Source organism: Qipengyuania oceanensis, from assembly GCF_009827535.1.
GTDB lineage: Bacteria > Pseudomonadota > Alphaproteobacteria > Sphingomonadales > Sphingomonadaceae > Qipengyuania_C > Qipengyuania_C oceanensis.
Window position 1 is genome coordinate 134,808 of the sequence record NZ_WTYN01000001.1, and the last position, 24,522, is coordinate 159,329.

24 protein-coding genes, 3 tRNA genes and 1 other RNA gene are annotated in these 24,522 nt (G+C 64.3%); 10 read left to right on the forward strand and 18 right to left on the reverse strand.

Translation table 11 applies throughout. The features are described 5' to 3' along the window. The first annotated feature begins 15 nt into the window (after positions 1-15). Positions 16-756, forward strand: a complete 741-nt coding sequence (locus tag GRI48_RS00615) for a sulfite exporter TauE/SafE family protein (RefSeq protein ID WP_160669907.1) — start codon at positions 16-18, stop codon at positions 754-756. Here GRI48_RS00615 and GRI48_RS00620 read toward each other — a convergent pair. From GRI48_RS00620 to GRI48_RS00630, 4 genes are all read right to left on the reverse strand, one after another. Then, positions 733-1,767 (reverse strand): phosphatase PAP2 family protein, encoded by a 1,035-nt coding sequence (locus GRI48_RS00620; protein ID WP_160669910.1) that lies wholly within the window; start codon positions 1,765-1,767, stop codon positions 733-735. The genes GRI48_RS00615 and GRI48_RS00620 overlap by 24 nt on opposite strands. A gap of 100 nt (positions 1,768-1,867) precedes the next feature. Further along, on the reverse strand, positions 1,868-2,020 hold the full coding sequence (locus tag GRI48_RS14155) for a hypothetical protein (RefSeq protein WP_202389157.1): 153 nt from the start codon (positions 2,018-2,020) through the stop codon (positions 1,868-1,870). A gap of 149 nt (positions 2,021-2,169) precedes the next feature. Then, positions 2,170-2,244, reverse strand: a tRNA-Asn gene (locus tag GRI48_RS00625). Between the two features lie 89 nt (positions 2,245-2,333). Then, complete coding sequence (locus GRI48_RS00630; protein WP_160675174.1) at positions 2,334-3,122, reverse strand: NAD kinase; 789 nt, start codon at positions 3,120-3,122, stop codon at positions 2,334-2,336. Positions 3,123-3,248: 126 nt separating this feature from the next. Here GRI48_RS00630 and GRI48_RS00635 point away from each other — a divergent pair, with 126 nt between their 5' ends. Continuing rightward, entirely contained in the window at positions 3,249-4,058 is an 810-nt protein-coding gene (locus tag GRI48_RS00635; protein ID WP_160669913.1) for an EAL domain-containing protein, read from the forward strand. Here GRI48_RS00635 and mfd read toward each other — a convergent pair. From mfd to GRI48_RS00650, 3 genes are all read right to left on the reverse strand, one after another. Beyond that, positions 4,055-7,561, reverse strand: a complete 3,507-nt coding sequence (gene mfd / locus GRI48_RS00640; protein ID WP_160669916.1) for a transcription-repair coupling factor — start codon at positions 7,559-7,561, stop codon at positions 4,055-4,057. The two genes, GRI48_RS00635 and mfd, sit on opposite strands and share 4 nt — an antisense overlap. Before the next feature lie 136 nt (positions 7,562-7,697). Then, entirely contained in the window at positions 7,698-7,970 is a 273-nt protein-coding gene (locus tag GRI48_RS00645) for an FAD assembly factor SdhE (protein ID WP_160669919.1), read from the reverse strand. 91 nt (positions 7,971-8,061) lie between these two features. After that, positions 8,062-8,502, reverse strand: coding sequence for a hypothetical protein (locus GRI48_RS00650; protein WP_160669922.1), 441 nt, complete (start codon positions 8,500-8,502; stop codon positions 8,062-8,064). 171 nt (positions 8,503-8,673) lie between these two features. Here GRI48_RS00650 and recG point away from each other — a divergent pair, with 171 nt between their 5' ends. Continuing rightward, the gene (gene recG / locus GRI48_RS00655) at positions 8,674-10,734 is read left to right on the forward strand and encodes an ATP-dependent DNA helicase RecG (RefSeq protein WP_160669925.1); all 2,061 of its coding nucleotides are present in this window, start codon (positions 8,674-8,676) and stop codon (positions 10,732-10,734) included. Here recG and GRI48_RS00660 read toward each other — a convergent pair. The 3 genes from GRI48_RS00660 to GRI48_RS00670 all read right to left on the reverse strand — a co-directional run bounded on the left by GRI48_RS00660 (position 10,731) and on the right by GRI48_RS00670 (position 11,741). Further along, positions 10,731-11,204, reverse strand: coding sequence for an arsenate reductase/protein-tyrosine-phosphatase family protein (locus GRI48_RS00660; RefSeq protein WP_160669928.1), 474 nt, complete (start codon positions 11,202-11,204; stop codon positions 10,731-10,733). The genes recG and GRI48_RS00660 overlap by 4 nt on opposite strands. Continuing rightward, positions 11,201-11,311: an entericidin A/B family lipoprotein gene (locus GRI48_RS00665; protein ID WP_419956952.1), complete on the reverse strand. Its 111-nt coding sequence runs from the start codon at positions 11,309-11,311 to the stop codon at positions 11,201-11,203. Before GRI48_RS00665 ends, GRI48_RS00660 begins: the two co-directional genes overlap by 4 nt. A gap of 353 nt (positions 11,312-11,664) precedes the next feature. After that, a tRNA-Pro gene (locus tag GRI48_RS00670) sits at positions 11,665-11,741 on the reverse strand. Positions 11,742-11,852: 111 nt separating this feature from the next. Here GRI48_RS00670 and GRI48_RS00675 point away from each other — a divergent pair. From GRI48_RS00675 to GRI48_RS00695, 5 genes are all read left to right on the forward strand, one after another. Beyond that, complete coding sequence (locus GRI48_RS00675) at positions 11,853-12,809, forward strand: thymidylate synthase (RefSeq protein WP_160669934.1); 957 nt, start codon at positions 11,853-11,855, stop codon at positions 12,807-12,809. A 79-nt stretch (positions 12,810-12,888) separates the two neighbouring features. Further along, positions 12,889-14,184, forward strand: coding sequence for a thiamine pyrophosphate-dependent enzyme (locus GRI48_RS00680; protein ID WP_160669937.1), 1,296 nt, complete (start codon positions 12,889-12,891; stop codon positions 14,182-14,184). Between the two features lie 83 nt (positions 14,185-14,267). Beyond that, the gene (locus GRI48_RS00685) at positions 14,268-15,083 is read left to right on the forward strand and encodes a serine aminopeptidase domain-containing protein (protein WP_160669940.1); all 816 of its coding nucleotides are present in this window, start codon (positions 14,268-14,270) and stop codon (positions 15,081-15,083) included. Then, a complete protein-coding gene (locus GRI48_RS00690; protein ID WP_160669943.1) occupies positions 15,080-16,138 on the forward strand; it encodes an alpha-ketoacid dehydrogenase subunit beta in 1,059 nt (352 codons plus the stop codon). The genes GRI48_RS00685 and GRI48_RS00690 overlap by 4 nt, the downstream gene beginning before the upstream one ends. Positions 16,139-16,144: 6 nt before the next feature. Then, on the forward strand, positions 16,145-17,440 hold the full coding sequence (locus tag GRI48_RS00695; protein WP_160669946.1) for a dihydrolipoamide acetyltransferase family protein: 1,296 nt from the start codon (positions 16,145-16,147) through the stop codon (positions 17,438-17,440). Positions 17,441-17,449: 9 nt separating this feature from the next. Here the strand turns inward: GRI48_RS00695 and GRI48_RS00700 are convergent, their stop codons facing one another. Then, positions 17,450-17,815: a hypothetical protein gene (locus GRI48_RS00700; protein ID WP_160669949.1), complete on the reverse strand. Its 366-nt coding sequence runs from the start codon at positions 17,813-17,815 to the stop codon at positions 17,450-17,452. A gap of 222 nt (positions 17,816-18,037) precedes the next feature. Here GRI48_RS00700 and GRI48_RS00705 point away from each other — a divergent pair. Further along, positions 18,038-18,114: transfer RNA gene (locus GRI48_RS00705), tRNA-Asp, on the forward strand. A gap of 15 nt (positions 18,115-18,129) precedes the next feature. Here the strand turns inward: GRI48_RS00705 and GRI48_RS00710 are convergent. From GRI48_RS00710 to GRI48_RS00740, 7 genes are all read right to left on the reverse strand, one after another. After that, entirely contained in the window at positions 18,130-19,212 is a 1,083-nt protein-coding gene (locus GRI48_RS00710) for an MBL fold metallo-hydrolase (RefSeq protein WP_160669952.1), read from the reverse strand. Then, a complete protein-coding gene (locus GRI48_RS00715) occupies positions 19,209-20,654 on the reverse strand; it encodes an MFS transporter (RefSeq protein WP_160669955.1) in 1,446 nt (481 codons plus the stop codon). Before GRI48_RS00715 ends, GRI48_RS00710 begins: the two co-directional genes overlap by 4 nt. A gap of 68 nt (positions 20,655-20,722) precedes the next feature. Then, complete coding sequence (locus GRI48_RS00720) at positions 20,723-20,953, reverse strand: DUF2842 domain-containing protein (protein ID WP_160669958.1); 231 nt, start codon at positions 20,951-20,953, stop codon at positions 20,723-20,725. Continuing rightward, positions 20,950-21,534: a 5-formyltetrahydrofolate cyclo-ligase gene (locus tag GRI48_RS00725; protein WP_160669961.1), complete on the reverse strand. Its 585-nt coding sequence runs from the start codon at positions 21,532-21,534 to the stop codon at positions 20,950-20,952. Before GRI48_RS00725 ends, GRI48_RS00720 begins: the two co-directional genes overlap by 4 nt. Positions 21,535-21,658: 124 nt before the next feature. Continuing rightward, a non-coding RNA gene (gene ssrS, locus GRI48_RS00730) (6S RNA) lies at positions 21,659-21,829 on the reverse strand. 11 nt (positions 21,830-21,840) lie between these two features. Then, positions 21,841-22,143: a cell division protein ZapA gene (locus tag GRI48_RS00735; protein ID WP_160669964.1), complete on the reverse strand. Its 303-nt coding sequence runs from the start codon at positions 22,141-22,143 to the stop codon at positions 21,841-21,843. Continuing rightward, positions 22,140-22,334, reverse strand: coding sequence for a hypothetical protein (locus tag GRI48_RS00740; protein ID WP_160669967.1), 195 nt, complete (start codon positions 22,332-22,334; stop codon positions 22,140-22,142). The genes GRI48_RS00735 and GRI48_RS00740 overlap by 4 nt, the downstream gene beginning before the upstream one ends. A 198-nt stretch (positions 22,335-22,532) precedes the next feature. On the opposite strand from GRI48_RS00740, the gene tkt reads away from it, so the two are divergent. Then, on the forward strand, positions 22,533-24,515 hold the full coding sequence (tkt, locus tag GRI48_RS00745; RefSeq protein WP_160669971.1) for a transketolase: 1,983 nt from the start codon (positions 22,533-22,535) through the stop codon (positions 24,513-24,515). Positions 24,516-24,522 lie beyond the last annotated feature (7 nt).

A 24,522-nucleotide genomic window follows, 5' to 3' on the forward strand; every position in this document is an offset into this window, starting at 1 on the left:
CGATAGGCGCGAACGATGCTCGCGATGATCCTCGCCTTTTTCGTCACGGCGCTGCTCTATGCGAGCGTAGGCTTCGGCGGGGGATCGACCTACAGCGCGCTGCTGGCGCTGTCCGGCTTCGACTATCGCCTGCTGCCCATTCTCTCGCTCGCCTGCAACGTCGTGGTCGTGACCGGCGGATCGATCCGCTTCGCCCGCGCGGGATTGACGCCCTGGCGCGGAGCCTTACTCCTGACCGCGGTCGCCGCGCCGGCGGCATTCCTCGGCGGGCTGACGCCGATCGCGCGCGATGAATTCCTGTTCCTGCTGGGGCTGAGCCTGCTGCTGACGGGCGCGGGCCTCCTTGTCCCGATAAGCGGCGGCGATGCGGCGGTCCCGACGCGGTTTGCGCGTTACATGCCGCTGGCTGCCGCACCGATCGGCTATCTCGCCGGACTGGTCGGGATCGGGGGAGGCATTTTCCTCGCGCCGCTGCTGCATTTGGCGCGCTGGAACTCGGCCCGCGCCGTGGCCGCCACGGCGAGCCTGTTCATCCTGGTCAATTCGCTGTTCGGTATTGCCGGACAATTGCTCAAGAGCGGGCCCGGCATGATCGGGGCAGCGGTGGAAAGCGGCCTGCCCTTGCTTCTCGCCGTCGTCGTCGGCGGGCAGATCGGCAGCCTGCTCGCGGTGCGATTCCTGCCGCAAAGGGTTATCCGCTGGCTGACCGCCGCCCTGACGATCGTGGTCGGGCTACGCCTCCTGACCGGACAGTGACGATGGCATCGCTTCCGGCGACGGGGCCGGCTCGATCTCGACCAGCTTGAGCAGGCGCCAGAAGGCATAGACTGCCGCGATCGAGACGATGCCGTCCCAGGCATAGTGCCAGGCGAGGTGGAACGAGCCGATCCAGATCGCAAAGCAGAACAGGCCTGCGGGGACCACTGCCCACCACCGGCCGACCTTTTCCCGCATCAGCAGGAAGAAGAAGAAGGCGATTGCCACGTGTACGGATGGCATGGCCGAGATCCCGGAGCCCAGGTTGCCGCTCGCACGTTGTTCGAGCAGCCACTCCGCGATCGGCAGCATCGCGAGAGGGGAGATGGCATCGGCGCGGTGCAACTCGGCCATCAGCGGCGCGTAATAGGCGCTGCGGTAATACTCCTGGTAGAAGACCGGCCCGCAGGACGAGAGCGCCATTGCCGCGAAAGTGCCCAGCACGATCCAGATGAAGAACAGCGTCAGGATCCCGCGAAACTGGAAATTGCGATCGCGAGTGGCGCAGATCCACACCGCCAGCGGCGGGATGAGCATGAACCACGCGATGTAGATCTTGTCGATGACGATGGTCCCAGCGGTTCCGAACAGGCCATGGGTCACTCGCCAGGGATCCGTGCCGAGGAACAGGAGCTTGTCCGCTTCGAGCAGCAACGGGTCGAGATAGAAGGGCACGTGCGTTGGGATCGCATCCTTGAGCAGGACGAACACGCGGCTCGGGAAAACGGTCAGGAAAATGAGCGCCACCGGGGCCAGCAGCGCCAGCGGGTTACGCTTCACCTGGGCGATCGCATAGCCGAGCGGACTTTCGACCTTGGCGCGGAATCCGTCCCAGATATACAGCATCAGCACCACCAGCGAACCGAACGAGCCGATGCCGAGCATTCGCGGGGAGAACGGGTTGCCGAAGAGACCTGCGGGCCCGTCGAAGAACGCCATCGCGATCGCGCCCGGGATCAGCGCGATGATCGCGATCACTACCAGGGCGACGGGATAGGACAGCCTAAGCACGGGGTTCTTCCGGATGGTTAACGGCAACGCCAAGGGATAGCGATCCGCGCTCTACCGTCCAGACGCTGACAAATCCTTACACAGGCGAGTGCGAGCTGGTTCAGCTGGCCTTGAGCAGGCGGCTGAGGAACCCGCGCGGGCGATGCATCGGCTGGATTGGGCCATAGGCCATCCGGCGCAGCGTGGCGTCGCTATAGGGACGCGGTGACACCCATCCGTCGGGCCGGCTGGAATGATAACTGTATTGCGACATGGCGATACTCCCTTTCTGGGTGCATCGCTGATGTCGCGCGCCATCCGCGAAGGGAACCACGTTAACCGGTCGCGTCCCGTAGCGGGATTGCGGAAATTTTGAAGGTTAAGAGCCTTGCGGGTGCCGGCCTTCGGGCGGCTGGCTGCAAGTGGCTCCCCGAGTTGGATTCGAACCAACGACCAAGTGATTAACAGTCACCTACTCTACCGCTGAGCTATCGGGGAGCAGCCTCTTGCGGGCAGGGCAGGGCCTATAGCAGCGCGCCGAGGCAATGCAATACGGCTGTTGGCGATTTTTGCCGCTAGCCCCGGATTCAGACCACGAACTGCTCGGCGACGATGCGGTCATCGAGAGCATGGCCAGGGTCGAACAGCAGGGTGAGCTCGCGATCGCGCGCGATTTCCAGCGATACTTCGGCGATGTCGCGCAGTTCCTTCTGGTCGGCCACCGCCGAAACCGGTCGCTTGTCGGGCTCGCGTACCGTGAACTTGACCTTCGAGCGATCGGGCAGGATTGCGCCGCCCCAGCGCCGCGGGCGGAAGGCGGAGATCGGCGTCAGTGCGAGCAGGTGCGAATCGAGCGGAAGGATCGGGCCATTGGCGGACAGGTTGTAGGCGGTCGAGCCGGCCGGGGTCGACAGCAGCACGCCGTCGCAAACGAGCTCGTCGATGCGGACCTTGTCGTCCACCGAGATCTCGATCTTCGCGGTCTGGCGCGTCTCGCGCAGCAGCGAGACTTCGTTGATCGCGTAATAGCTGCGGGCCTCGCCCGTCTGCGTGACGGCGTCCATCCACAGCGGCGCAACAGCGGTGGCCCGGGCGCGATTGATCCGTTTGAGGACGTTTGCCCCGCTCCGGTAGCGGTTCATCAGGAAGCCGACCGTTCCCAGGTTCAACCCGTAGGCCGGCAACACCCGGCCACCGTCGAGCATCGAGTGGAGCGTCTGCAGCATGAAGCCGTCGCCACCGAGCACGACTGCCGCCTCGGCGTCTTCCAGCGCGACGAAATCCATCGTTTCGCGCAGCGCGTCGCTGGCTTCCTGCGCACGTTCGCTTTCGGAAACCAGGAGCGCCACTCGCTCGAAGGTGTTGGTGCTGGTCAGATGATCCTCCCGGCCGGGTCACTTTATCGTCCGACGTGCCGGGAAACTATGGACCCGTGTCCCATTTGGCAACGCATTCGCAGGGCATTGTGTCGCGCACTGCCAATTTGACTATGGCAGCGGGCGATGTTGTCGCTTTCCAACCTGTCCCTGCGCGAGGGCTACTATGCCGTGCCCGGAGCGCGTGCAGCTTCGCTCGAAACCGATCTCATCGGCGCATTAGACTGTAACGAGATCGAGGTGCTGTTCCAGCCGCAATACCGGGTCTGCGATCGTGCTCTGTACGGGGGGGAGGCGCTGGCCCGCTGGCGACACCCCGCGCTGGGCGTGATCGGTGCGCAGGAGCTATTTGCCGCAGCACAGCGCGCCCATTGCGTCGCCGAGGTCTCGCAGCAGGTCTTCCAGCGGGCGCTTGCCAGCGCGGCGGATTGGCCTGCCCATCTCGTCCTGTCGCTCAACGCGACACCGGGCGAACTGACCGACAGCCGGTTCGTGGAGAAGATCGCCGCGCTCGCCGCATGGTACCGGCGCTCGCCCGAAACCGTCACGGTCGAGATTACCGAGGAATGGCTGCTCGAAGACATCGATCTGGCGGCCGAAGCATCGGAGCGGCTGAAACAGCTGCGATTTCGCATCGCGCTCGACGATTTCGGCGCCGGCTTCTGCAATTTTCACTACCTCAAGCGACTGCGCCTCGATGCGCTGAAGCTCGACCGCAGCATGATCGAGGGGGTCACGCGCGACGAGCGCGACGTCGCCGTGTTGCGCGGCATCGTCGCCATGGCGAAGGCACTTTCGCTGCAAGTCGTTGCCGAGGGGATCGAAACGGCGGCACAGCACGCGGTAATCACCCACGAGCGACTGGACGTATACCAAGGGTTTCTCGGCGCACCGCCGCTGACGGCGGAGACTTTCCTCCAGCTGACGCGCAGCTAGGCGGGCTCCTTCTCTTTCGCTGCTCCCGCTCCCGCTCCCGCCTTGGCCGCGATCCGGCTGAGGCCCTTGGTGAGCTGGAACAAGCCGTTGAGCCGGCTCTGCGGATCGGTCCAGGCCCGGCTGATCACCAGTTTCATGTCGGGCCGCAGCTTGGCCGTCCCCTTGAGCCGGTCGACATATGCCAGCAGGCCCACAGGATCGGGGAAATCGTCGTTGTGGAAGGTGACCAGCGTTCCCTGTGCCCCCACGTCGATCTTGGCGATATTGGCCACAAGTGCCTGGTGCTTGATCTCGATCAGGCGGATGAGGTTGGTCGTCGCGGCGGGCAACGGGCCGAAGCGGTCGATCATCTCTGCGGCCATCGCCTCGATTTCCGCCTTGTCCTGCGCATCGTTGAGGCGGCGATAGAGCGCCATCCGGACGGCGAGATCGGGGACATAGTCTTCCGGGATCATGATCGGTGCATCGACGGTGATCTGCGGCGAGAATTTCTCCCGCGCCGATTCGAGGCCCATCTCGCCCGCCTTGGCAGCCAGGATCGCGTCTTCGAGCATCGACTGGTAGAGTTCGAAACCGACTTCGCGGATATGGCCCGACTGCTCGTCGCCGAGCAGGTTGCCCGCGCCGCGAATGTCGAGATCGTGGCTGGCGAGCTGAAACCCTGCGCCGAGCGAATCGAGATCGCTGAGCACCTTGAGCCGCTTTTCGGCGATCTCCGAAAGCTGCGTATCCTTCGCGGACGTGAGATAGGCGTAAGCGCGCAGTTTCGCGCGCCCGACCCGGCCGCGCAACTGGTACAGCTGGGCAAGGCCGAAACGATCGGCGCGATGGATGATGATCGTATTGGCAGTCGGCAGGTCGAGGCCGCTTTCGACGATCGTGGTCGAAAGGAGCACCTCGTACTTGCCTTCGTAAAAGGCGCTCATCCGCTGTTCGATCTCGCCGGCGCCCATCTGGCCGTGCGCTGCGACGACCTTCACCTCGGGTACGTTGTCGCGCAGCCACTCCTCGATTTCCGGCATGTCCGAAATGCGCGGAACCACGATGAAACTCTGCCCGCCACGATGATGTTCGCGCATCAGGGCCTCGCGCATCACCATGTCGTCCCACTCCATCACATAGGTCCGCACGGCGAGCCGGTCGACCGGCGGGGTCTGGATCGTGGTCAGTTCGCGCAGGCCCGACATGGCCATTTGGAGGGTGCGCGGGATCGGCGTCGCGGTCAGGGTCAGCATGTGCACATCGGCGCGCAGCTGTTTCAGCTTTTCCTTGTGCGTGACGCCGAAGCGCTGCTCCTCGTCCACGATCACGAGACCGAGGTTCTTGAAACTCGTGTTCTTGGACAGGATCGCGTGCGTGCCGATGACGATATCGACGTCGCCACTGGCAAGGCCGTCGCGTGTCTCGCTCATCTCCTTGGCGGAAACGAGGCGCGAGAGCCGCCCGATCTTCAGCGGGAAGCCGGCGAAACGTTCCGAGAAATTCGTAAAATGCTGCCGTGCGAGCAAGGTCGTCGGCGCGACGAGAGCGACCTGCTGTCCGTTCATGGCGGCGACGAAGGCCGCCCGCAGGGCGACCTCGGTCTTGCCGAAACCGACATCCCCGCAAATCAGCCGGTCCATCGGCTTGCCACTTTCCAGATCGCTGAGCACATCGCCGATCGCGCGATCCTGGTCGTCGGTTTCCTCCCACGGGAAGCGGTCGACGAACTGGTTATAGCTGGCGTCATCGGCTTCGAGCACCGGGGCCTTGCGCAGCGCGCGGGCAGCAGCGGTTTTCATCAATTCGCCCGCGATCTCGCGGATCCGCTCGCGCAGGCGTGCCCGGCGCTTTTGCCAGGCTTCGCCGCCGAGCCGGTCGAGCATGACCTCGTCCTCGCTCGAGCCGTAGCGCGAGAGGACGTCGATGTTCTCGACAGGGATGTATAACTTGTCGCCGCCCTTGTACTCGAGCATCACGCAATCATGCTCGGACTTGCCGACGCTGATCGGTTCGAGACCGAGGTAACGCCCGATTCCGTGCTCCACATGGACTACGAGATCGCCGCGGCTAAGCGCTTGCAATTCCGCGAGAAAGGCATCTGAATCCTTTCTGCGCTTGCGACGGCGGACGAGCCTGTCTCCCAGGATGTCGCGTTCGGTCAGGACTTCGAGATCGTCGCTGGCAAAGCTCGCCTCGAGCGGGAGCACCATCGCTGCCGCCTTGCCCTTTGCCGATTTGCCGAGCGCGTCCTGCCAGCTTTCGGCGAGCGCGACGGGAACGCCTGCTTCGGACAGGATCGAGGCCATCCGCGATCGGCTGCCGGTGGAATAGGCCGCGAGCAAGGGCCGCTTGCCCGACTTGCCGACGGCCTTGAGATGCTCGGCCACGGCTTCGTAGACGTTCTCGCCGCGCGCCCGCTCGGGGGCGAAATCCCGCCCCGACCGGAAGCCGAAATCGACCACCCCGTCACGCTCCGGCTCGGGCAGGGGGGTGGCACGATGCACCGGCCATTCGGCGAGCCTGGCGTCGAACTCGGCCTTGGCGAGGTACAGCGCCTCGCTCTCGATCGGGCGATAGCTGCCTGCCGCCTGTCCGGCGGTTTCCGCGCGAGCCCTGCGATAATCGGCGATATCGTCCAGCCGCTCTCCTGCCGCTCCTATGGCGGACGTCTCGATCACCACGAGGTCGTCGTTTCCGAGGTGATCGAACAGGGTGACGAGCTTTTCCTCGAACAGCGGCAGCCAGTGCTCCATGCCGGCGAGGCGACGACCATCGCTGACCGCCTCGTAAAGCGGGTCCTGCGTCGCATTGGCCCCGAACTGTTCGCGATACCGCGTCCGGAAGCGCTTGATGCTGTCCTCGTCGAGCAGCGCCTCGCTGGCGGGCAGCAGCAGATGCCGATCAATCACGCCGGTGCTCATCTGGGTCGATGGATCGAACAGGCGCAGGCTCTCGATCTCGTCGCCGAAGAAATCGAGCCGGAGACCCTGGTCTAGACCCGACGGCCAGATGTCGACGATGGATCCGCGCATGGCATATTCGCCGGCATCGACCACCGTGTCGACGCGGCTGTAACCCTGTCGGCGCAGGAGCGCGGAAAGGCTTTCGTGCCCGATCTGCGTGCCGACCGCGAATTCGCGCACGGCTTCGCGAATCCGGAAGGGCGAGAGCACCCGCTGCAGCAGGGCATTGGCCGTCGTTACGACGAGCTGGCTGCCGCTCTTGCCGGCCTGGAGCCGGTGGAGGGTAGCCAGCCGGGTCGCGCTGATCGATAGGGCAGGGCTGGACCGGTCGAAGGGCAGGCAGTCCCACGCCGGGAACTCGAGTACCTCGAGCTCGGGCGCGAAGTACTGCGCGGCATCGCTCACCGCGCGCATGGCCGCATCGTCCGCGGTCACCAGCACTGCGCGGCCGGTCGCCGCACGGGCAAGGTCGCTCATGACCAGCGGCTGGGCTCCGCGGGCGAGCGATGCGAGGGTCAGCGGCTGCTTGGCGGTCAGGATCTTGGAAAGGTCGGGCATCGTGGCTTCAATCCGCTTTCGGGCAATTGGTTCACGCGGCCTGCCGGATTGCAGACGCGTCGAAGCCCGCCGGAAGTATTTTTCCGCGGGCGCTTGTCATCGGGTCGCCACGGCCGGGCCGCGACATCGTCGCCGTCTATATGGTGACGTAATCCAGTTTTTGCATCGCTTTCATCAGCGGGCCGTCGAATTCGGGCGGCGTGGGCTGCGTGCCCAGCGCCCAGGCCATGACGTCGACGTCGTCCTCGTCGAGCAGCGCCTCGAACCAGACCAGTTCGGCCTCGTCCCAACCTTCGTGGTAGCGATCGAAGAAACCGCCGATCATGTAGTCCGCCTCGCGCGTGCCGCGATGCCAGGCGCGGAACTTCGCGCGGGCGATACGGGCGGGCTTGGTCAGCGACTGGGGCATGGAAAGGGCGTCATCCTCTTGCGGAATGACGCCCCTGTGGCCTTTCGGCCAGGTCAGATCAAGCGCAAGGCCCGATCACGCCCCCATGCTGCTAGGGATGGGTATGGGTGTACATGGTCTTGCTGGCCTTCTCGAGCTTGTCCCATTCTTCCAGGATCGGCGGCATCTTGTCGGCACCCCCGGCGATCTTGTTCACCTGTTGCCGGAAAGCCCAGCGCGACGCGGGCCGGTGGGAATCGAAAGTAGCCATGCCGTCCGGCATTTCGGACACCACCATCAGGTCGTAATCGTCGTTCAGCATAAGGAAGTGCACGACCTCGGGGCTCTGGCCTGCGGCCTTGCGTGCAGGAACGACATACTTTTCGTGCATCTCGAGCCAGCGCTGCTCGGCCCCGTCGGCCAGCTTTATCATCGTAATGGCGTAAGTGGTCCGCTGGTCTTCGACGTAGTTGTCGGCATCTTGCGCCAGCGCCGGAACAGCTGTGGCGCAAAGCGTCACGGCGGCAATGCCGCCAAGAATAGTACGGATCATGGTAGTCCCCCTCAATGGTTCTGCGACCACACGAGCGACCCGAAAGAACGCTCCAGTAGAGAAACCTGGGTTTCCCGGAGCGTTGTCCAGCCTTAGAGCGCGGATCGGATTCTTTTGCAAGCCACGCGCAAGCTTCGCTTTGGCGTAGGGATTGGCTAGGGCAGGCGCACGATGCGTCCCGAAGCCCTCAACCCGCTGTTCGCCGAAGTCGAAACGCTCGACGGCGTCGGGCCCAAGCTGAAAAAACCGCTCGAACGGCTGGGCCTGTCGCGGGTCCGGGACGTGCTGTTCCACCTGCCCGACCGCTTCGTAACGCGCCGCCCGGTGGCCAGCCTCGACGAGGCGGGCGAAGGCGAGAACATCGTCATCGCGCTCACTGCAACCGAACACCGCGCTTCTCGCAACCAGCGCGCACCGTACCGGGTGTTCGCGCAGGACGAGATCGGCAACGTGCTGGCGCTGACCTTCTTCGGCCGGGCATCCTTCACCGCGAAGAAACAGCTGCCGGTAGGGGAGAAACGCTGGGTCGCAGGCAAGCTCGAACGCTATGGCGACATGCTGCAGATGGTCCATCCCGATCACGTGATGGAGCAGGCCGATGCATCGCTCGTCCATTTGAACGAGCCGGTCTATCCGCTCGCCGAAGGGCTGACCCAGCCGCGCATGGCATCGCTGGCGGCTCAGGCTCTCGACCGCGCACAGGCTCTGCCGGAATGGATTGAACCCGGCGTGATCGCGCGAGAGAAATGGCTGCCATGGCGCGAGGCGCTGGTCGCTGCCCACAAGGCGGAGGCGCCGGCGGCGCGCGACCGCCTTGCCTATGACGAGCTCTTCGCCAACGCGCTCGCCCTGATGCTGGTGCGGGCGGACAACCGGGCCAGGCGCGGGCAGTCGCTGCAAGGTGACGGCTCGCTGAGGGACAGGCTTCAGTTGCCGTTTCCCCTGACCGGGGCGCAGCGCCGCTCGATCGACGAAATAACCGGCGACATGGCCCAGGAATCGCCGATGCTGCGCCTGCTCCAGGGCGACGTCGGGGCGGGCAAGACCGTGGTCGCGCTGGAGGCCATGCTCGTCGCGGTCGAGGCGGGGGCACAGGCGGCGATGCTCGCCCCGACCGAGATCCTGGCGCGCCAGCATTACGATACGCTGCGCCGGATGGCCGCGCCAACGGGTGTCGAGATCGCGCTGCTGACGGGGCGCGACAAGGGCAAGGCGCGCGAATCGACATTGCTGGGCCTACTGGATGGCAGCATCGATATCGTCATCGGGACCCACGCCATTTTCCAGGACACCGTCGGCTATCGCAATCTCGGCCTGGTGGTGATCGACGAGCAGCACCGCTTCGGGGTCAACCAGCGGCTGATGCTGACCAAGAAGGGCAGACGCACGCCGCACACGCTGGCTATGACCGCCACGCCGATCCCGCGCACGCTGACGCTGGCGCAATACGGCGAAATGGACGTCAGCCGGCTCGACGAGATGCCGCCCGGTCGCCAGCCGATCGACACGGTCGTGGTTGCGCAGGAGCGCATGGACGAGGTCGTCAACGGCGTCGCGCGGCACCTGTCGGCAGGACAGCAGGCCTATTGGGTGTGTCCGATGGTGCGCGACAGCGAGACCGCCGATATCGCCGCAGCGGAAGCCCGCTACGCCATGCTCGAACAGCGTTTCGGCGACCAGGTCGTGCTGGTCCATGGCCAGCTCAAGCCGGAGATCAAGGACGCGGCGATGGAGCGTTTCGCGAGCGGCGAGGCGAAGCTGCTCGTCGCGACTACCGTCATCGAGGTCGGGGTGGACGTACCCGCGGCGACGTTGATGGTGATCGAACAGGCCGAGCGTTTCGGTCTCGCGCAATTGCACCAATTGCGTGGACGCGTGGGGCGGGGCAGCGAGAAGTCGGTCTGCCTGCTGCTGCGCGGCGAGGCATTGTCCGAAACCGGCAAGGCGCGGCTGGCCCTGATGCGCGAGACGCAGGACGGTTTCCGCATCGCGGAAGAAGACTTGGAACTGCGGGGCGGAGGAGAGCTGCTCGGCACGCGCCAGTCCGGCGACACGCCGTTCCGGCTCGCCACGCTCGAGCAGATCCAGCGGATGCTGCAAATGGCTCACGACGATGCGCGCCTGCTGATGGAGCGCGACGGCGGGCTGACCGGCGAACGGGGCGAGGCGGCCCGCCTGTTGCTGTATTTGCAGGAACGCGACTGGGGCGTTCAGCTCCTGCGCGGCGGCTAGGCTTCGGCGAGCAGTTTTGCGACCAGCGCCTTTGCCGCAGTCCTCGCATCGTCCCAGGTGTCGAGGAAGTTCTCTTCGCCGCCGTAATACGGATCGGCGATCGATGCGCCTTCGCGCCCCGGCACGACATCCATCAGCAGGCCGATGCGCGCCGTCGTATCGCCCGGTGCGAGGGTCTTCAGGTCTTCAAGGTTCCGGTGGTCCATCGCCAGGACATGGGTGAAGCGCGCGAAATCGCGCGTCTGGACCTGCCGTGCCTCGTAATGGCGGATGTCGATGCCATGCTCTGCCGCGGTCGCGATGCTGCGCGGATCGGGCGCCTTGCCGACGTGATAGGCAGCTGTCCCCGCGCTATCGCAGTCGGCGTCTAGCCCGGCGCGCTCTGCTTCTGCGCGAAAGGCGGCTTCCGCGAGCGGCGAGCGGCAGATATTGCCGAGGCAGACGAAGAGTATCGCCGGGGGCTGGCTCACATCGCGCGGTCGCCGGCCTCGCCGACCGATTCGATATCGCGGCCAAGGCCCTTGACCGTGTTGCAGCCCGTCAGGGTCACACCTGCCAGCACTATCGCGATCATCATCTTGCGCATCTTTCACTCCCTGGAATGCGTCGTTCGGGGTCTGCGCTAACCCACCGACGCTGGCGAGGCAATGAACAGGCGACCCAGTCGATCGCACCAGCGCGCCTGGCAGACGCAATTGACGGCCGGACCCGGGAGGGGACCGACCGCCATGCGACGAGGCGAATGTCGCGGAGTTGCAGCGTATCGGCTGACGCCAGGGCAGAACCTTGCGGGGATGGGATACCGGGGATCGATGGGCAATGCCTCGCGGCGCACGACCTCGAGCATTGGCGCGATCCGATGCCGGCGCGACAAGCAAGGCCCAAGGGCCCTCAGGTCCGGCGCATGCGATCTTTAGAAGAGAAGAGAATTGGTCGGGGAGAGAGGATTCGAACCTCCGGCCCCTGCCTCCCGAAGACAGTGCTCTACCAGGCTGAGCTACTCCCCGACCGTGTCGCGCCCACCGCTCGATAAAAAGCTGTGGGTCGAGGCAAGGCGCGCCCTATAGGCAGCATGCCGCGGGGTGGCAAGCGGGCAATTGCGCGTTTAGGACACTCGGATGGCGACCGCCTCGATTCCTTCCGAACTCGTCGGCCCCGGACATCCGGAGCGGCAGTACCTCGACCTCATGCGCCGCATCAGGGAAGAGGGCAGCGAACGCGTGGATCGCACGGGAATCGGCACGCGATCGATCTTCGGCACGATGCTGCGGTACGATCTTTCCGACGGCATGATGCCGCTGATCACGACCAAGCGCGTCTACTGGAAGACCGCCACCCGCGAGATGCTGTGGTTCCTCACCGGCGAGACCAATATCCGGCCGCTGGTGCTGCAGGGCGTCAAGATTTGGAACGAGTGGCCGCACGCCAATTACGTGCGCCAGACCGGCGATGCGATCTCGCTCGGGGATTTTGTACAGCGGATTGCCGATGACGAGGATTTTGCCGCGCGCTGGGGCGATCTCGGCCCGGTCTACGGCAAGCAATGGGTCGACTGGCCGACTTATCGCTATCGCAAGGACGGTCTCTACGAGAAGGGCGAGGGGATCAACCAGGTCGCCGAGGTGATCGCGAGCCTGCGCGCCAATCCCGGTAGCCGGCGGCATATCATCGAAGGTTGGAACGTTGCCGAGCTGGACCGGATGGCGCTGCCCCCGTGCCACAAGACCTACCAGTTCCATGTCGCGGGCAACCGCCTCAACTGCGCGCTGTACCAGCGTAGCTGCGACGTGGCACTGGGCCTGCCGTTCAACCTGTGGGGCGGGGCTCTGCTCACCCGGATGATCGCCCAGCAGGTCGACCTCGAGCCCGGCGAGTTCGTCTGGATGGGCGGTGACACGCATCTCTACCTCAACCACGAGGAACTGATTGCCGAGCAGCTCGGGAGGGAACCACAGGGTCTACCGCGGCTTGAAATAAAGCGGCGGCCCGACAGCATTTTCGGATACCGGATCGAGGATTTCGAGGTGCACGACTACCAGCCGCATCCGCCGATCAAGGCTCCAGTGGCAGTCTGAAAGCCCGCGACCTTGACCAAATCATCGCCGCGCAATAATATGTCGCGAGCTTAAAACATTGCGTCAGGGAGAGCGCCGCATGGCCGACAAGGCCGCAACCACACCGGGTAGCAACCGCCCCTCGCTCGAACTGCACGTTCCCGAACCGAAGTTCCGCCCCGGGGATGCCGTCGATTTCGGCCATATCGCCATCCCTTCGGCAGAGGGGCAGAAGCGGCCCGATGAAGCCAGCGAACCGAGGGATCTGTCGGAGTATCCCTACGGCCTCGTCCGAGTGCTGGGCGACGACGATCGGGCGCACGGCGAATGGGATCCCAAGCTCGATCCCGAAACGCTGCGCACGATGCTGCGCAACATGGCGCTGGTGCGCGCTTTCGACGAGCGGATGTTCCGCGGGCAGCGGCAGGGCAAGACCAGCTTCTACATGAAGTGCACCGGCGAGGAGGCGACCAGCGTCGCCGCCGCCATGGCGCTCGCCAGCGACGACATGGTGTTCCCCAGCTACCGCCAGCAGGGCATTCTGATCACGCGCGGCTACGATCTGGTCGAGATGATCAACCAGATCTATTCGAACAAGGGCGACAAGCTGCTCGGTCGGCAGTTGCCGATCATGTATTCGAGCCGGGAACACAGCTTCTTCAGCATTTCCGGCAATCTCGCGACGCAGACACCGCAAGCGGTCGGCTGGGCTATGGCGAGCGCGATCAAGCGCGATAGCCGCATCGCCGCGACCTGGGTGGGCGAGGGCAGCACCGCGGAAGGCGACTTTCATTCCGCCTGCACCTTCGCGACCGTGTACAACGCGCCGGTCATTCTCAACGTCATCAACAACCAGTGGGCCATCTCGAGCTTCTCTGGATTCGCCGGGGCCGAGCGGACGACCTTCGCGGCGCGCGCACTGGGCTACGGTCTTGCCGGGCTGCGGGTCGACGGGAACGACGCGCTGGCGGTCTACGCGGCGCAGGCCTGGGCAGCGAACCGGGCGCGGGCGAACGGCGGCCCGACGCTGATCGAATACTTCACCTATCGCGCGGAAGGGCATTCGACATCGGACGATCCGAGCGGATATCGCAGCGCGACCGAACGCGAGGAATGGCCGCTGGGCGACCCGATCAACCGCCTGAAAAAGCATCTGATCGCGATTGGCGAGTGGGACGAGGAGCGTCAGGCGGAGATGGACCGCGAGGCCGCCGAGCGAGTGAAGGCCGCGACCAAGGAAGCCGAGAAGAACGGCATCCTCGGCCACGGGATGCACCATCCGTTCCGCACCATGTTCCAGGATGTCTACGAGGAATTGCCCTGGCACCTCAAGGAACAGGCCGAACAGGCGCGTCACGAGCGCGAGGTCAAGTGGCCGGAGGGCAAGCCGGAATGAAAAGGCCTGGCGAAATGCGCAAGTACGCAGGAATGCGGATCCTAGCAGTGGCCCTTGCGGCTTCCCTGACCGCTGGTTGCGCGATGGACCGGGCAGCAATCGCAGACCCACAGGCGGTCACGGCCGCGACGGCGGAGACGGTCACTCTTGCGGTACGCGAAGGCCGGACGACCGAACTAACCATCTGGTCGCCCGCCAAACCGCGCGGAATTGCGATCTTCTCGACCGGGATGGGTTCTTGGCCGGAACGGTATGAACGCGCTGCACGCATGCTAAACGAAGAGGGCTTCGTCGTTGTCGCCCCGTTGCACGTGGACTCCCAGCGAAGCCCCGATCTCGGCAAGTTCTCGATGCAGGAAAGCCTGGTTGAACGGGTTGCCGACTTGCAGGCGAGCGCGGCATACGCCTCCCTGCGATTTGCCGGCCTGCCGATGATCGCCGTTGGCCATAGTTACGGCGCTTTGCTTTCGATGGGAGAAGGCGGCGCGTTCGCCGGCATGATTCCGATGCGAATACCGCAGGTTCGCGCAGTGCTGGCTTTCTCTTCTCCCGCGCGCATTCCGGGCCTTGTCAGCGAGCAGGCATATTCGACGATCGAGGTTCCGGTAATGATGATCACGGGCACCGCCGATACGATCCCGGCGCAGATGGGATATGCCAATACTGCTGCCGATCATCTGCTGCCGATCGAAAGTACGAAGACGTCGGCTTACGCGGTGACGGTGCAGGATGCCGATCACGGGCTGGTCGACGACGCGAACCTTCTTGCCCGAGCGGCACCGGCGATCCGGCTCTTCCTGCAGGGACATGGTCTCGACGATAAGCAAGCCGTCGCGCGGCTCACGGCCTGGAAGGCTCACGCCGGAGACGAGTTCGTGGTGAAGGGGTCGAAGCGATGAGCACGGAAGTGAAAGAGGCTTTGGCGACGTCGAACGGCACCGAACGACGGCTCAACATGATCGAGGCGATCAACGAGGCGCTCGACATCATGCTCGCGCGCGATCCGGACGTTATCATCATGGGCGAGGATGTCGGGTATTTCGGCGGCGTATTCCGTTGTACCGCCGGCCTGCAGGAGAAACACGGCAAGACCCGGGTGTTCGACACGCCGATCTCTGAATGCGGAATCATCGGCGTTGCCGTCGGCATGGGCGCCTACGGCCTCAGGCCCGTTCCGGAAATCCAGTTCGCCGATTACATCTATCCCGGGCTCGACCAGCTCATCAGCGAGGCGGCGCGCCTGCGGTATCGCTCGGCGACGGAATTCATCGCCCCGATGACGGTGCGCTCGCCCTTCGGCGGGGGCATTTTCGGCGGGCAGACGCACAGCCAGAGCCCCGAGGCGCTGTTCACCCACGTATCGGGTCTCAAGACCGTGATTCCCTCGACGCCTTACGACGCCAAGGGCCTGCTGATTGCCGCGATCGAGGATAATGATCCGGTCATCTTCTTCGAACCCAAGCGGATCTACAACGGACCGTTCTCGGGCTATTACGACAAGCCGGTCGAGCCGTGGAAGCGACACGACGCGAGCGTGGTCCCGGAAGACTATTACCGCATACCGCTCGGCAAGGCGCGCACCGTGCGCGAAGGCGATGCGCTGACCATCCTGACCTACGGCACAATGGTCCATGTCGCCGAGGCGGTGTGCCGCGAGAAGGGCTGCGATGCGGACATCCTCGACCTGCGCACGCTCGTCCCGCTCGATATCGAGGCGATCGAGGCCAGCGTCGAGAAGACCGGCCGTTGCCTGATCGTCCATGAGGCGACCCGGACCAGCGGTTTCGGCGCGGAGCTTTCGGCCCTTGTTACCGAGCGGTGCTTCTATCACCTCGAAGCTCCGGTCGAACGCGTGACCGGCTTCGACACGCCCTATCCCCACAGCCTCGAATGGGCCTATTTCCCCGGCCCGGTCCGTATCGGCGAGGCCATCGACAAGATCCTGAGCGAGTAACCGACCATGGCAAAGTTCACATTCAACATGCCCGATGTCGGCGAAGGCGTTGCCGAGGCGGAAATCGTCGACTGGCACGTCAAGGTCGGCGATACCGTCAGCGAAGACCAGCACCTGGTCGACGTGATGACAGACAAGGCGACCATCGACATCGAAAGCCCGGTCGACGGCAAGGTTCTGGAAGTCGCGGGCGAAGTCGGCGACACGATCGCGGTCGGCTCGATGCTGCTGGTGATCGAGACCCAAGGCGATGTCGAGGTCGAGGAAGACTCACCTGCCGAGACCACGCCTGCTCCCGCGCCGAAGGATGAAGACGTGGTCGAGCGAATTGAGGTCGAGACGTCGGATGCGAGCGATGCCGACGATGCGATTGCTGCCGATCCCGACCCGCAGCCGCTGCCTGAGCCGACCCCGGCACCTGCGCCGCAATCGCACGCGAAAGTGCTGGCCTCGCCCGCAGTCCGTGCGCGAGCGAAGGACCTTGGCGTCGACCTGTCGCAGGTGAAGCCGGCCGGCGATGGCCGCGTTCGCCATGCGGATCTCGATAGCTTCCTGTCCTACAACGGCGGATTCTCCGCCGGTGGAGCCACGCGATCGGACGAGGAAATCAAGGTTATCGGCCTGCGCAAGCGCATCGCGCAGAACATGGCAGCCTCCAAGCGTTCGATCCCGCATTTCTCCTACGTCGAGGAAGTCGATGTCACGGAATTGGAGCGGCTGCGCGCCCAGCTGAACAGCGCGAAGGGCGATCGCCTGAAGCTAACGATGCTCCCGCTGCTGATCACCGCTATCTGCAAGCTGGTCCCCGAGTTCCCGATGATCAACGCTCGCTACGATGACGAGGCCAATGTCGTGACGCGGCACGGATCGGTCCATCTCGGCATGGCGACCCAGACAGATGGCGGGCTGATGGTCCCCGTGATCCGGGATGCGCAGGCGAAGAACCTGTGGCAGCTCGCTCGGGAAATCACGCGCCTGGCCGAAGCTGCGCGCGACGGTTCGGCGAAATCGGAGGAACTGTCTGGATCGACGCTGACGATCACCTCGCTCGGCCCGCTTGGCGGAGTAGCGACGACACCGGTCATCAACCGGCCGGAAGTCGCGATCATCGGCCCCAATCGCATCATCGAGCGGCCGATGTTCGTCAGCGACGGAAATGGCGGCGAGCGCATCGAGAAGCGCAAGCTGATGAATATCTCCATCAGTTGCGATCATCGCGTCGTCGACGGCTGGGATGCCGCCAGCTTCATCCAGGAGATGAAGAAGCTGATTGAAGCGCCGGCGAGGTTGCTCGCCGACTGACTTGACCGTTCAGCGCACGATCGCGCTGTAGGCAAGGCGGCGTGTCGCGCCCGTGCGCCAGCGAAGGTGCGTAACCCGGCCGCTCGCATTGCTGTCTGCGGCCTGCCAGCTGCGTCCGCCGTCTCGCGACAGCTCGACATCGTCGAGGCTCGCGTCGAGGAAGCTGAGGTGCGACGGCACCTCGCTGGTCAATACTTCGTTGCGGCGGGGCAGGGCGGACCAGTCCAGCACCGCTACTACGCGATCGCCCCGGCGCAATTCGCGCGGTTGCGACACCATGCGTTGCGAGCCGTCACGGCTCTCGAGATAAATGCGGCTGTCGACCGCGCGGTCCTGCGCGCTGAGCGGCCCCCAGAACATTGCCATCATTGCCATGCATTCGAGAATTCTGCGCATCGATTGCCCCCGCATCGCGCTGTTGTTGCGAGGCGGCAAATGGCGCCTGAGCGGTCAAAATATGGTTAACGCGGTGGCAGTTTTCTTCGTCCGAAGGGCGTGGGAAAAAACCATGCCCAAAGCGCCCCGAACGCGGTTGACAGCCTTTCGACCCTCCACTAGATGCGCGGCTCCCAAGAGGCGCTGAAGCCGCTTAAATGCGCGGGTGTAGCTCAGTTGGTTAGAGTATCGGCCTGTCACGCCGAGGGTCGCGGGTTCGAGTCCCGTCACTCGCGCCACTTGGGACCATCTTTCTAGAGAAGCTGATCGAATGTGATCGTGGATTTGCCTGCGGGCAGGCTGACGATCATGCCGTCCTTCGCCAGTTCGAGGTCGCCGGAAAAAGCTTCGCGCGCGCTGCCGAGGAAGGCCTCGTTCATGAGCGCTACGGGCGGTCCGGGAACCATGTGGTACAGCACCAGCGTCGATGCGCCGGCCCGCTCGGCAATTCGCGCTGCCTCGAGTGGCGTTGCGTGGTAATCGGGAATGTCGGTCATGATCTTCGCCAGCCGCGGCTGGTCGTGCCGCTTCAGCGCGGCGCCCATCCGGCCCACCATCTGAGGATTGAGCGCGTCGTGGAAGATGACGTCCGCATTCTTGGCAAATACAGCCAGATCGGGAACGGCAGAGGTGTCTCCGCTGATCACCACCGCGCGCCCGCCGTACTCGATGCGATAGGCGAAGGCGAAATCGACCGGGCTGTGATCGACCCGCAGCGCTTTGATCACCACCCCGTTCTCGGAGAAAACCATACCGTCCCAGCCGGCCGCTTCGAGCGCATCGATGTCGATGACCTTCGCATCTGCGCCAAAGCCGCCGGGCTTGGCAACTTGCGGGCCGTGATGCGCGATCCTGAAGCCGCGATCGGGAGCGTAGGCGCTGGTGAAGCCTGCCACTGCCTCGTCGGTCCGCGGGGGGCCGTAAATCGGCAACGGCGTGTTGCGGCCGCCGGCAATCCAGGCCTGCAGCATGAGTTCGCCGAGACCATCTATGTGATCGGAATGCAGATGCGTCAGGAAAGCCGCATCGAGCCGGTCGAACGGAAACTGCATCGCGCCGAGCTTGCGGATAGAGCCGGAGCCTGAATCGAAGACGAATCCGTGCTTACCTGCGAGTACGGCGATGCACGGTCCGGCTCGCTCTGCATCGGCCAGAGGGGCGCCGCTGCCGCAGACGAAGGCGTGCAGGCCGTCCGGCAATTCGGCGACTAGATCCCGCTGGACACGCTGATCCACCGCCCGGTCGAACAGGCGTTGTCCGATCGCGCGCTGGTTGACCCACGCGAGCGCCGCCACGGTGAGCAGAACGATTAGCGCATGCCCGAGCAGGCGCTTCACGCGCGGACGTCTCGTTCGGCCAGCTGGCGCAGGTTCTCCTCGTGGCCGGCCTTGTCGATCCTGTAGCGCGAGATGCACCACAGCGCGCTCAGCCACAGCACCAGCAGGGTGGGGGCATAGAACGCGCCGAGGTTCCACAGGATCTGCGGCGCCACGCTCGACGGTTCGGCACCTTCGGGAAACTGCACGATGGAGAGGATCAGGCCCGCGGCGAGCACGCCGAGGCCCTGCGTCGTCTTCCGGGTAAAGGTGAGCGAGGCGTAATAGACCCCCTCGTTACGGCGACCGGTCCTCAGTTGGTTGGACTCGACGAGGTCGGCGATCATCGCATAGGCCGTTGTGGTCACCGCGATGATCAGCGAGAGGTCGACGACGTTGATCGCCAGCACCAGGGGGAAGAGCAGCGGATCGCCGTTTTCCGGCATCAGCCCGGCGAGGCGCGCAAGGACCGGTGCGGGCTGGATAGTGAAGGCGAGAACGCCGAGGATCATCGTCGCCTTCTTCTTGCCCCAGCGCCGGCTTGCCCAGGGCGCGACGATGAAGCCTATCGCTGCCGAGAAGAACACCGTGCAGGTCCAGATGAAGATCTGGAATTCGGAGAATCCCCAGAAGTAATTGAGCATCAGGAAGGCAAGCGCCGCGGACAGGCCGCTCGCGATTGCGAAGATTACGGTCGAAAAGAACAGGGCGATGAAGCTCTTCTCGCTCAGCGTCTCGATCATCTCGCGAAAGATTCGCCGCACGCTGTAGCGTTCGCCGCGAGCAACCGGTCGGTGGAGATAGGGGATGCGGCTATGCGTGCCCAGCGCGGAGACCATGATGGCGATGAAGATCAGCACGCTGGCGATAATGCCGTAGGTCTCGAAAGCCTCGCGGTCGCGCATTCCGAGCGGTCCGGTCAGCAAGATGCCGAACATCAGCACGCTCATCACGTTGCCGCCGGTCCAGGCGAAGAACATGCGGAACGACTGAAGACTCGTGCGCTCGTCGTAATCGGTGCTCAACTCGGGGATCAGCGCCGAACTGGGAGTTTCGTAGAAGGTGATGAACGTCCGGATCAGGATCGCGATAAGCGTGAGGTAGACGAACAATCCGGTCTGACCCCAGTCCGGCGGGTTCCAGAGCAGGAAATAGCTGAGCGCCACGGGGATCGCGGCGGCATACATGAAGGGGTGTCGACGGCCCCATTTCGAATGGAGATTGTCGGACCAGTAACCGACCAAGGGGTCCGAAAGGGCATCGGCGCACAATGCGATCAGGATGGCGAGACCTACGAGGCCCGGCTCGAGCCCGACGACGGTGCCATAGAAAAGCAGCAGGAAATAATCGAAGCCGTTGTTCTTGATCCCGAATGCGGCTGCGCCGAAGCCATACGCCGATTTCAGGCCGATCGTTGCCGGAGGCGCAAGCTCCGCGCCTGCAACACCTTCGCGTGATACCATCCCCGTACCTCTCTCTCGAACGCGAGGCTACGGCGGCTTGGGACGCTTGGCAACTCAAACCGGAGCGTTCAGTCGGTCGGGGGCGCGCTCCAGCGGCCGGTCTCCATCCAGATCAGGAAGCGGCGCAAGGGCAGTAGCCAGATCAGTCCGAGAACCAGATAGACGACCGTCTGCACGAGGGTCGGCCAGTTGCCGATCGCGTGTGGAACATAGCGCGCGATCACGATGCCGTAGATCAGCAGTGCTGCGAGCAGCAGCAAGATGCCCACGGGAATGCGCCAGGTCGGTTCGGTTCTCATGACATGCTCCGGTCGAAGGGGCCATAGAGGCGGGTAGGGGTGACTACCGCGGTAAGCGGCACGTCGTGCGCTTCGGTAGGCAATTCGTCGACGAGTTGCGCGTCCCAGGCCATGCCGATCGTGACCGTGTTTGGATGTTCAGCGAGCCAGCGATCATAGTGGCCCGCGCCCTGGCCGATCCGTTCGCCGCGTTCGGTGAAGCCGAGCAACGGGACGAACAGCACGTCCGGAACCAGCGTCTGCGCTCTTGGTCCCGGTTGCATGATACCGGATGGAGTTTCAACGAGATCGCCTTTATCGAAAGGATCCTGGTGAAGCGCAAAGTCCATGGGCGCTTCGCGGCCCGTGAAGCGGGGCAGGGCGATGGTGTGGCCACGCTCGGCGAAGAAGCGCGCGTAAGCACCTGCAGGGGCTTCGTTTTTCGTCGCGTGATAAAGGCCGACGACCGCATCGTCTGGCACAAGCTCCTGCACCGCGCCGGGCGGACGCAGGAAGATCAGCGCGCGCGTCGTATCGGGCAAGGCGGCGACATGGGCCGCCCGCGTGGCGCGCAGCTGTGTGCGAAGCGAAGATTTGTCCATCTCGTATGGTGCCTAGATTGAAGTGCGGGTCTTCGACAAGACCGACCCTGCAGGGTTGTCAGGCACCGCGCTCGGGCAGCGGGAGCGAAACCGGCCACGGTACCCTGTGGCGCGATAGTAAAGTAGCGGAACCACCATGGGTCGTTTGCCAGTGAAATCCTCTGACGCCAAAACGTCAGGTGGGCGCCGTGTACCCCAGTTCCCAGGACGAACCCGTGTTCCGGGGCAGGGACAGCTCCCTAGGATTGCTTATAGCCTCAGGGATATTCGAACGGCTCGTGCCGGGCAGTCCCGCCAGTGGCCGATTTAGGAAGCCGGACGCCCGCTCTCAAGACCCTGCGCGCATCGTTCGAGCGAATTGGCAACGCGTTCGAGCGCATCGGCCATTTCTTCGGAGTCGTTTTCGGGGCTGGAGGTCTCGTGCACCTGGTCGGCAAGCATCAGGGCGGCGAACAGCAGGGATTGCGCTTCCGGAGTCGGGCGGCCGCCGGTGACGGCCTTGACCTTGTCGTCGATCAAACGGCCGAGGTCGCGCACATGCGCTTCCTCGCCATCGCCGCAGGAAACGGTGTAATTGCGGCCACCGATGTTGAGCGTGACCTGGCTCATCGCTCGAGCCTTGCAATCAGACTGTCGAGCTCGCCGAGTTGCTCGCGAACGGTGTCTTTCAGCCGCTCGTGACGCTTCGCAAGATCCGCGTCACCGGCGTCGACCGATCGGGGACTGGCAGCAGCACGTTCGATGCGCGCGAGCGCGTCCTCGATGCGCGACATGGCACGGGTTACGCGGCTGCTGTCCATGACCGTAAAATTACAGGCTTTGCGCAAATTGTGCAAAAGCTTGGGACGGGCTGTTGATAACTCGTCGGATCGGCAAGCGACCGCGCGAATGCGGGGCCCAATTGGGGAGTGACAAGGGCAGCTTGCTTGACCTCTTACCGAGGGTCCGCAAAGGCACTTGCGCGCGCCCGAATCAGCCTGCCGCAGGAGCCCTTTCGCATGAGCCTCGATCCCGCCCGCCTCGCACCGATGGCGAATGCCGTCCGTGCCCTTTCGATGGATGCGGTACAGGCAGCCAATTCGGGCCACCCCGGAATGCCGATGGGCATGGCCGACGTGGCCACCGTGCTGTGGTCGAAATATCTCAAATTCGATCCGTCCGCGCCCGACTGGGCAGACCGCGACCGCTTCGTCCTGTCGGCCGGCCATGGATCGATGCTGATCTACGCACTGCTCAACCTGTCAGGCTATGCCAGGCCGACGATGGAAGACATCGCCAATTTCCGCCAGCTGGGCAGCCGTTGTGCCGGTCACCCGGAGAATTTCCTGCTCGACGGCATCGAATGCACAACCGGCCCGCTGGGGCAGGGTCTCGCGATGGCGGTCGGGATGGCGATGGCGGAACGTCATCTCAACGCGATCTACGGCGACGCGCTGGTCGACCACCGTACCTGGGTGATCGCGGGCGACGGATGCCTGATGGAGGGCATCAACCACGAGGCCATCGGGCTCGCCGGGCACCTGAAGCTCGGCCGGCTCAACGTGCTGTGGGACAGCAATAACATCACGATCGACGGCGACACCGACCTGTCGACCTGCGAGGACATTCAGGCCCGCTATCGTGCGAATGGCTGGCATGTCGTCGAATGCAGCGGGCACGACTTCGGCGAAATCGACACCGCCCTGGCCGCCGCTCGGGACGACACCGACCGTCCCACGCTGGTCGTCTGCAACACCGTCATCGGCAAGGGCGCTCCCAACAAGCAGGGGACCAGCGGCGTGCACGGCTCACCTCTTGGCGCAGACGAGATTGCCGCCGCGCGCGAGCAGCTGGGTTGGGAATACGAGCCCTTCGTCGTTCCGGACGCGATCCTCGCCGACTGGAAGGCGACCGGCGAACACGGCAAGGCCGCCCGTTCGCAGTGGCAGGATCGCGCAAAGCAATACGATACCACCGGCGAATTCGCCGACCGCATGGCCGGCAAGCTGCCGGATGGCGACCTGCTTGCCGGCGCGATGGAGGAATGGCTTTCGGGCGATCAGAAGGTCGCGACGCGCAAGGCATCGGAGATGGTGCTCGGCAAGCTGACCGCCAGCGTGCCGGCGATGATCGGCGGTTCTGCGGATCTCACCGGCTCGAACAACACGAAGACGCCCTCAACCGGGCCTTTCACGGCAGACAATTACGACGGGCGCTACGTATATTACGGCATCCGCGAATTCGGCATGGCCGCGGCGATGAACGGCATGGCGCTGCACGGCGGCGTGATCCCCTATGGCGGCACCTTCCTGATCTTCAGCGACTATTGCCGCAACGCGATCCGGCTCGCGGCGCTCCAGCAGACGCGCTCGATCTTCGTGCTGACGCATGACAGCATCGGGTTGGGCGAAGACGGGCCGACCCACCAGCCGGTGGAACAGGTGATGAGCCTGCGCCTGATCCCCAATCTCAACGTATTCCGGCCGGCGGACCTGATCGAAACGGCGGAATGTTGGTTGCTGGCGCTCGAACACGCCGGAACGCCCTCGGCACTGTGCCTCACCCGGCAGAACCTTCCGCAGGTTCGCAAGGCCGATCTCGGCCAGAACATGTCCGCCAAGGGGGCCTACCGCCTGAAAGCGGCGCAAGGACCCCGCAAAGTCGTGATCGTGGCAAGCGGTTCCGAAGTGGAAGTAGCACTGGCTACTGCCGCGAGGCTGGAAGAGCAGGGCGTGGGGGCAGATGTCGTCTCGATGCCGTGCATGGATCTTCTTGAGGCGCAGGACGCAAACTACAAGGCGGACCTCTTCCCGGCTGGTCTGCTCAAGGTTTCGATCGAGGCGGGCAGCACGCTCGGCTGGGAACGCTATGTCGGCAACGACGGCATCACCATCGGCCTCGACCGGTTCGGCGCATCGGCACCGGCAGAACAACTGTTCGAGAAGTTCGGCTTCACCGCCGATGCCATCGTGCCCAAGATCATGAACAAATTGAACGGATAAGCAGGAG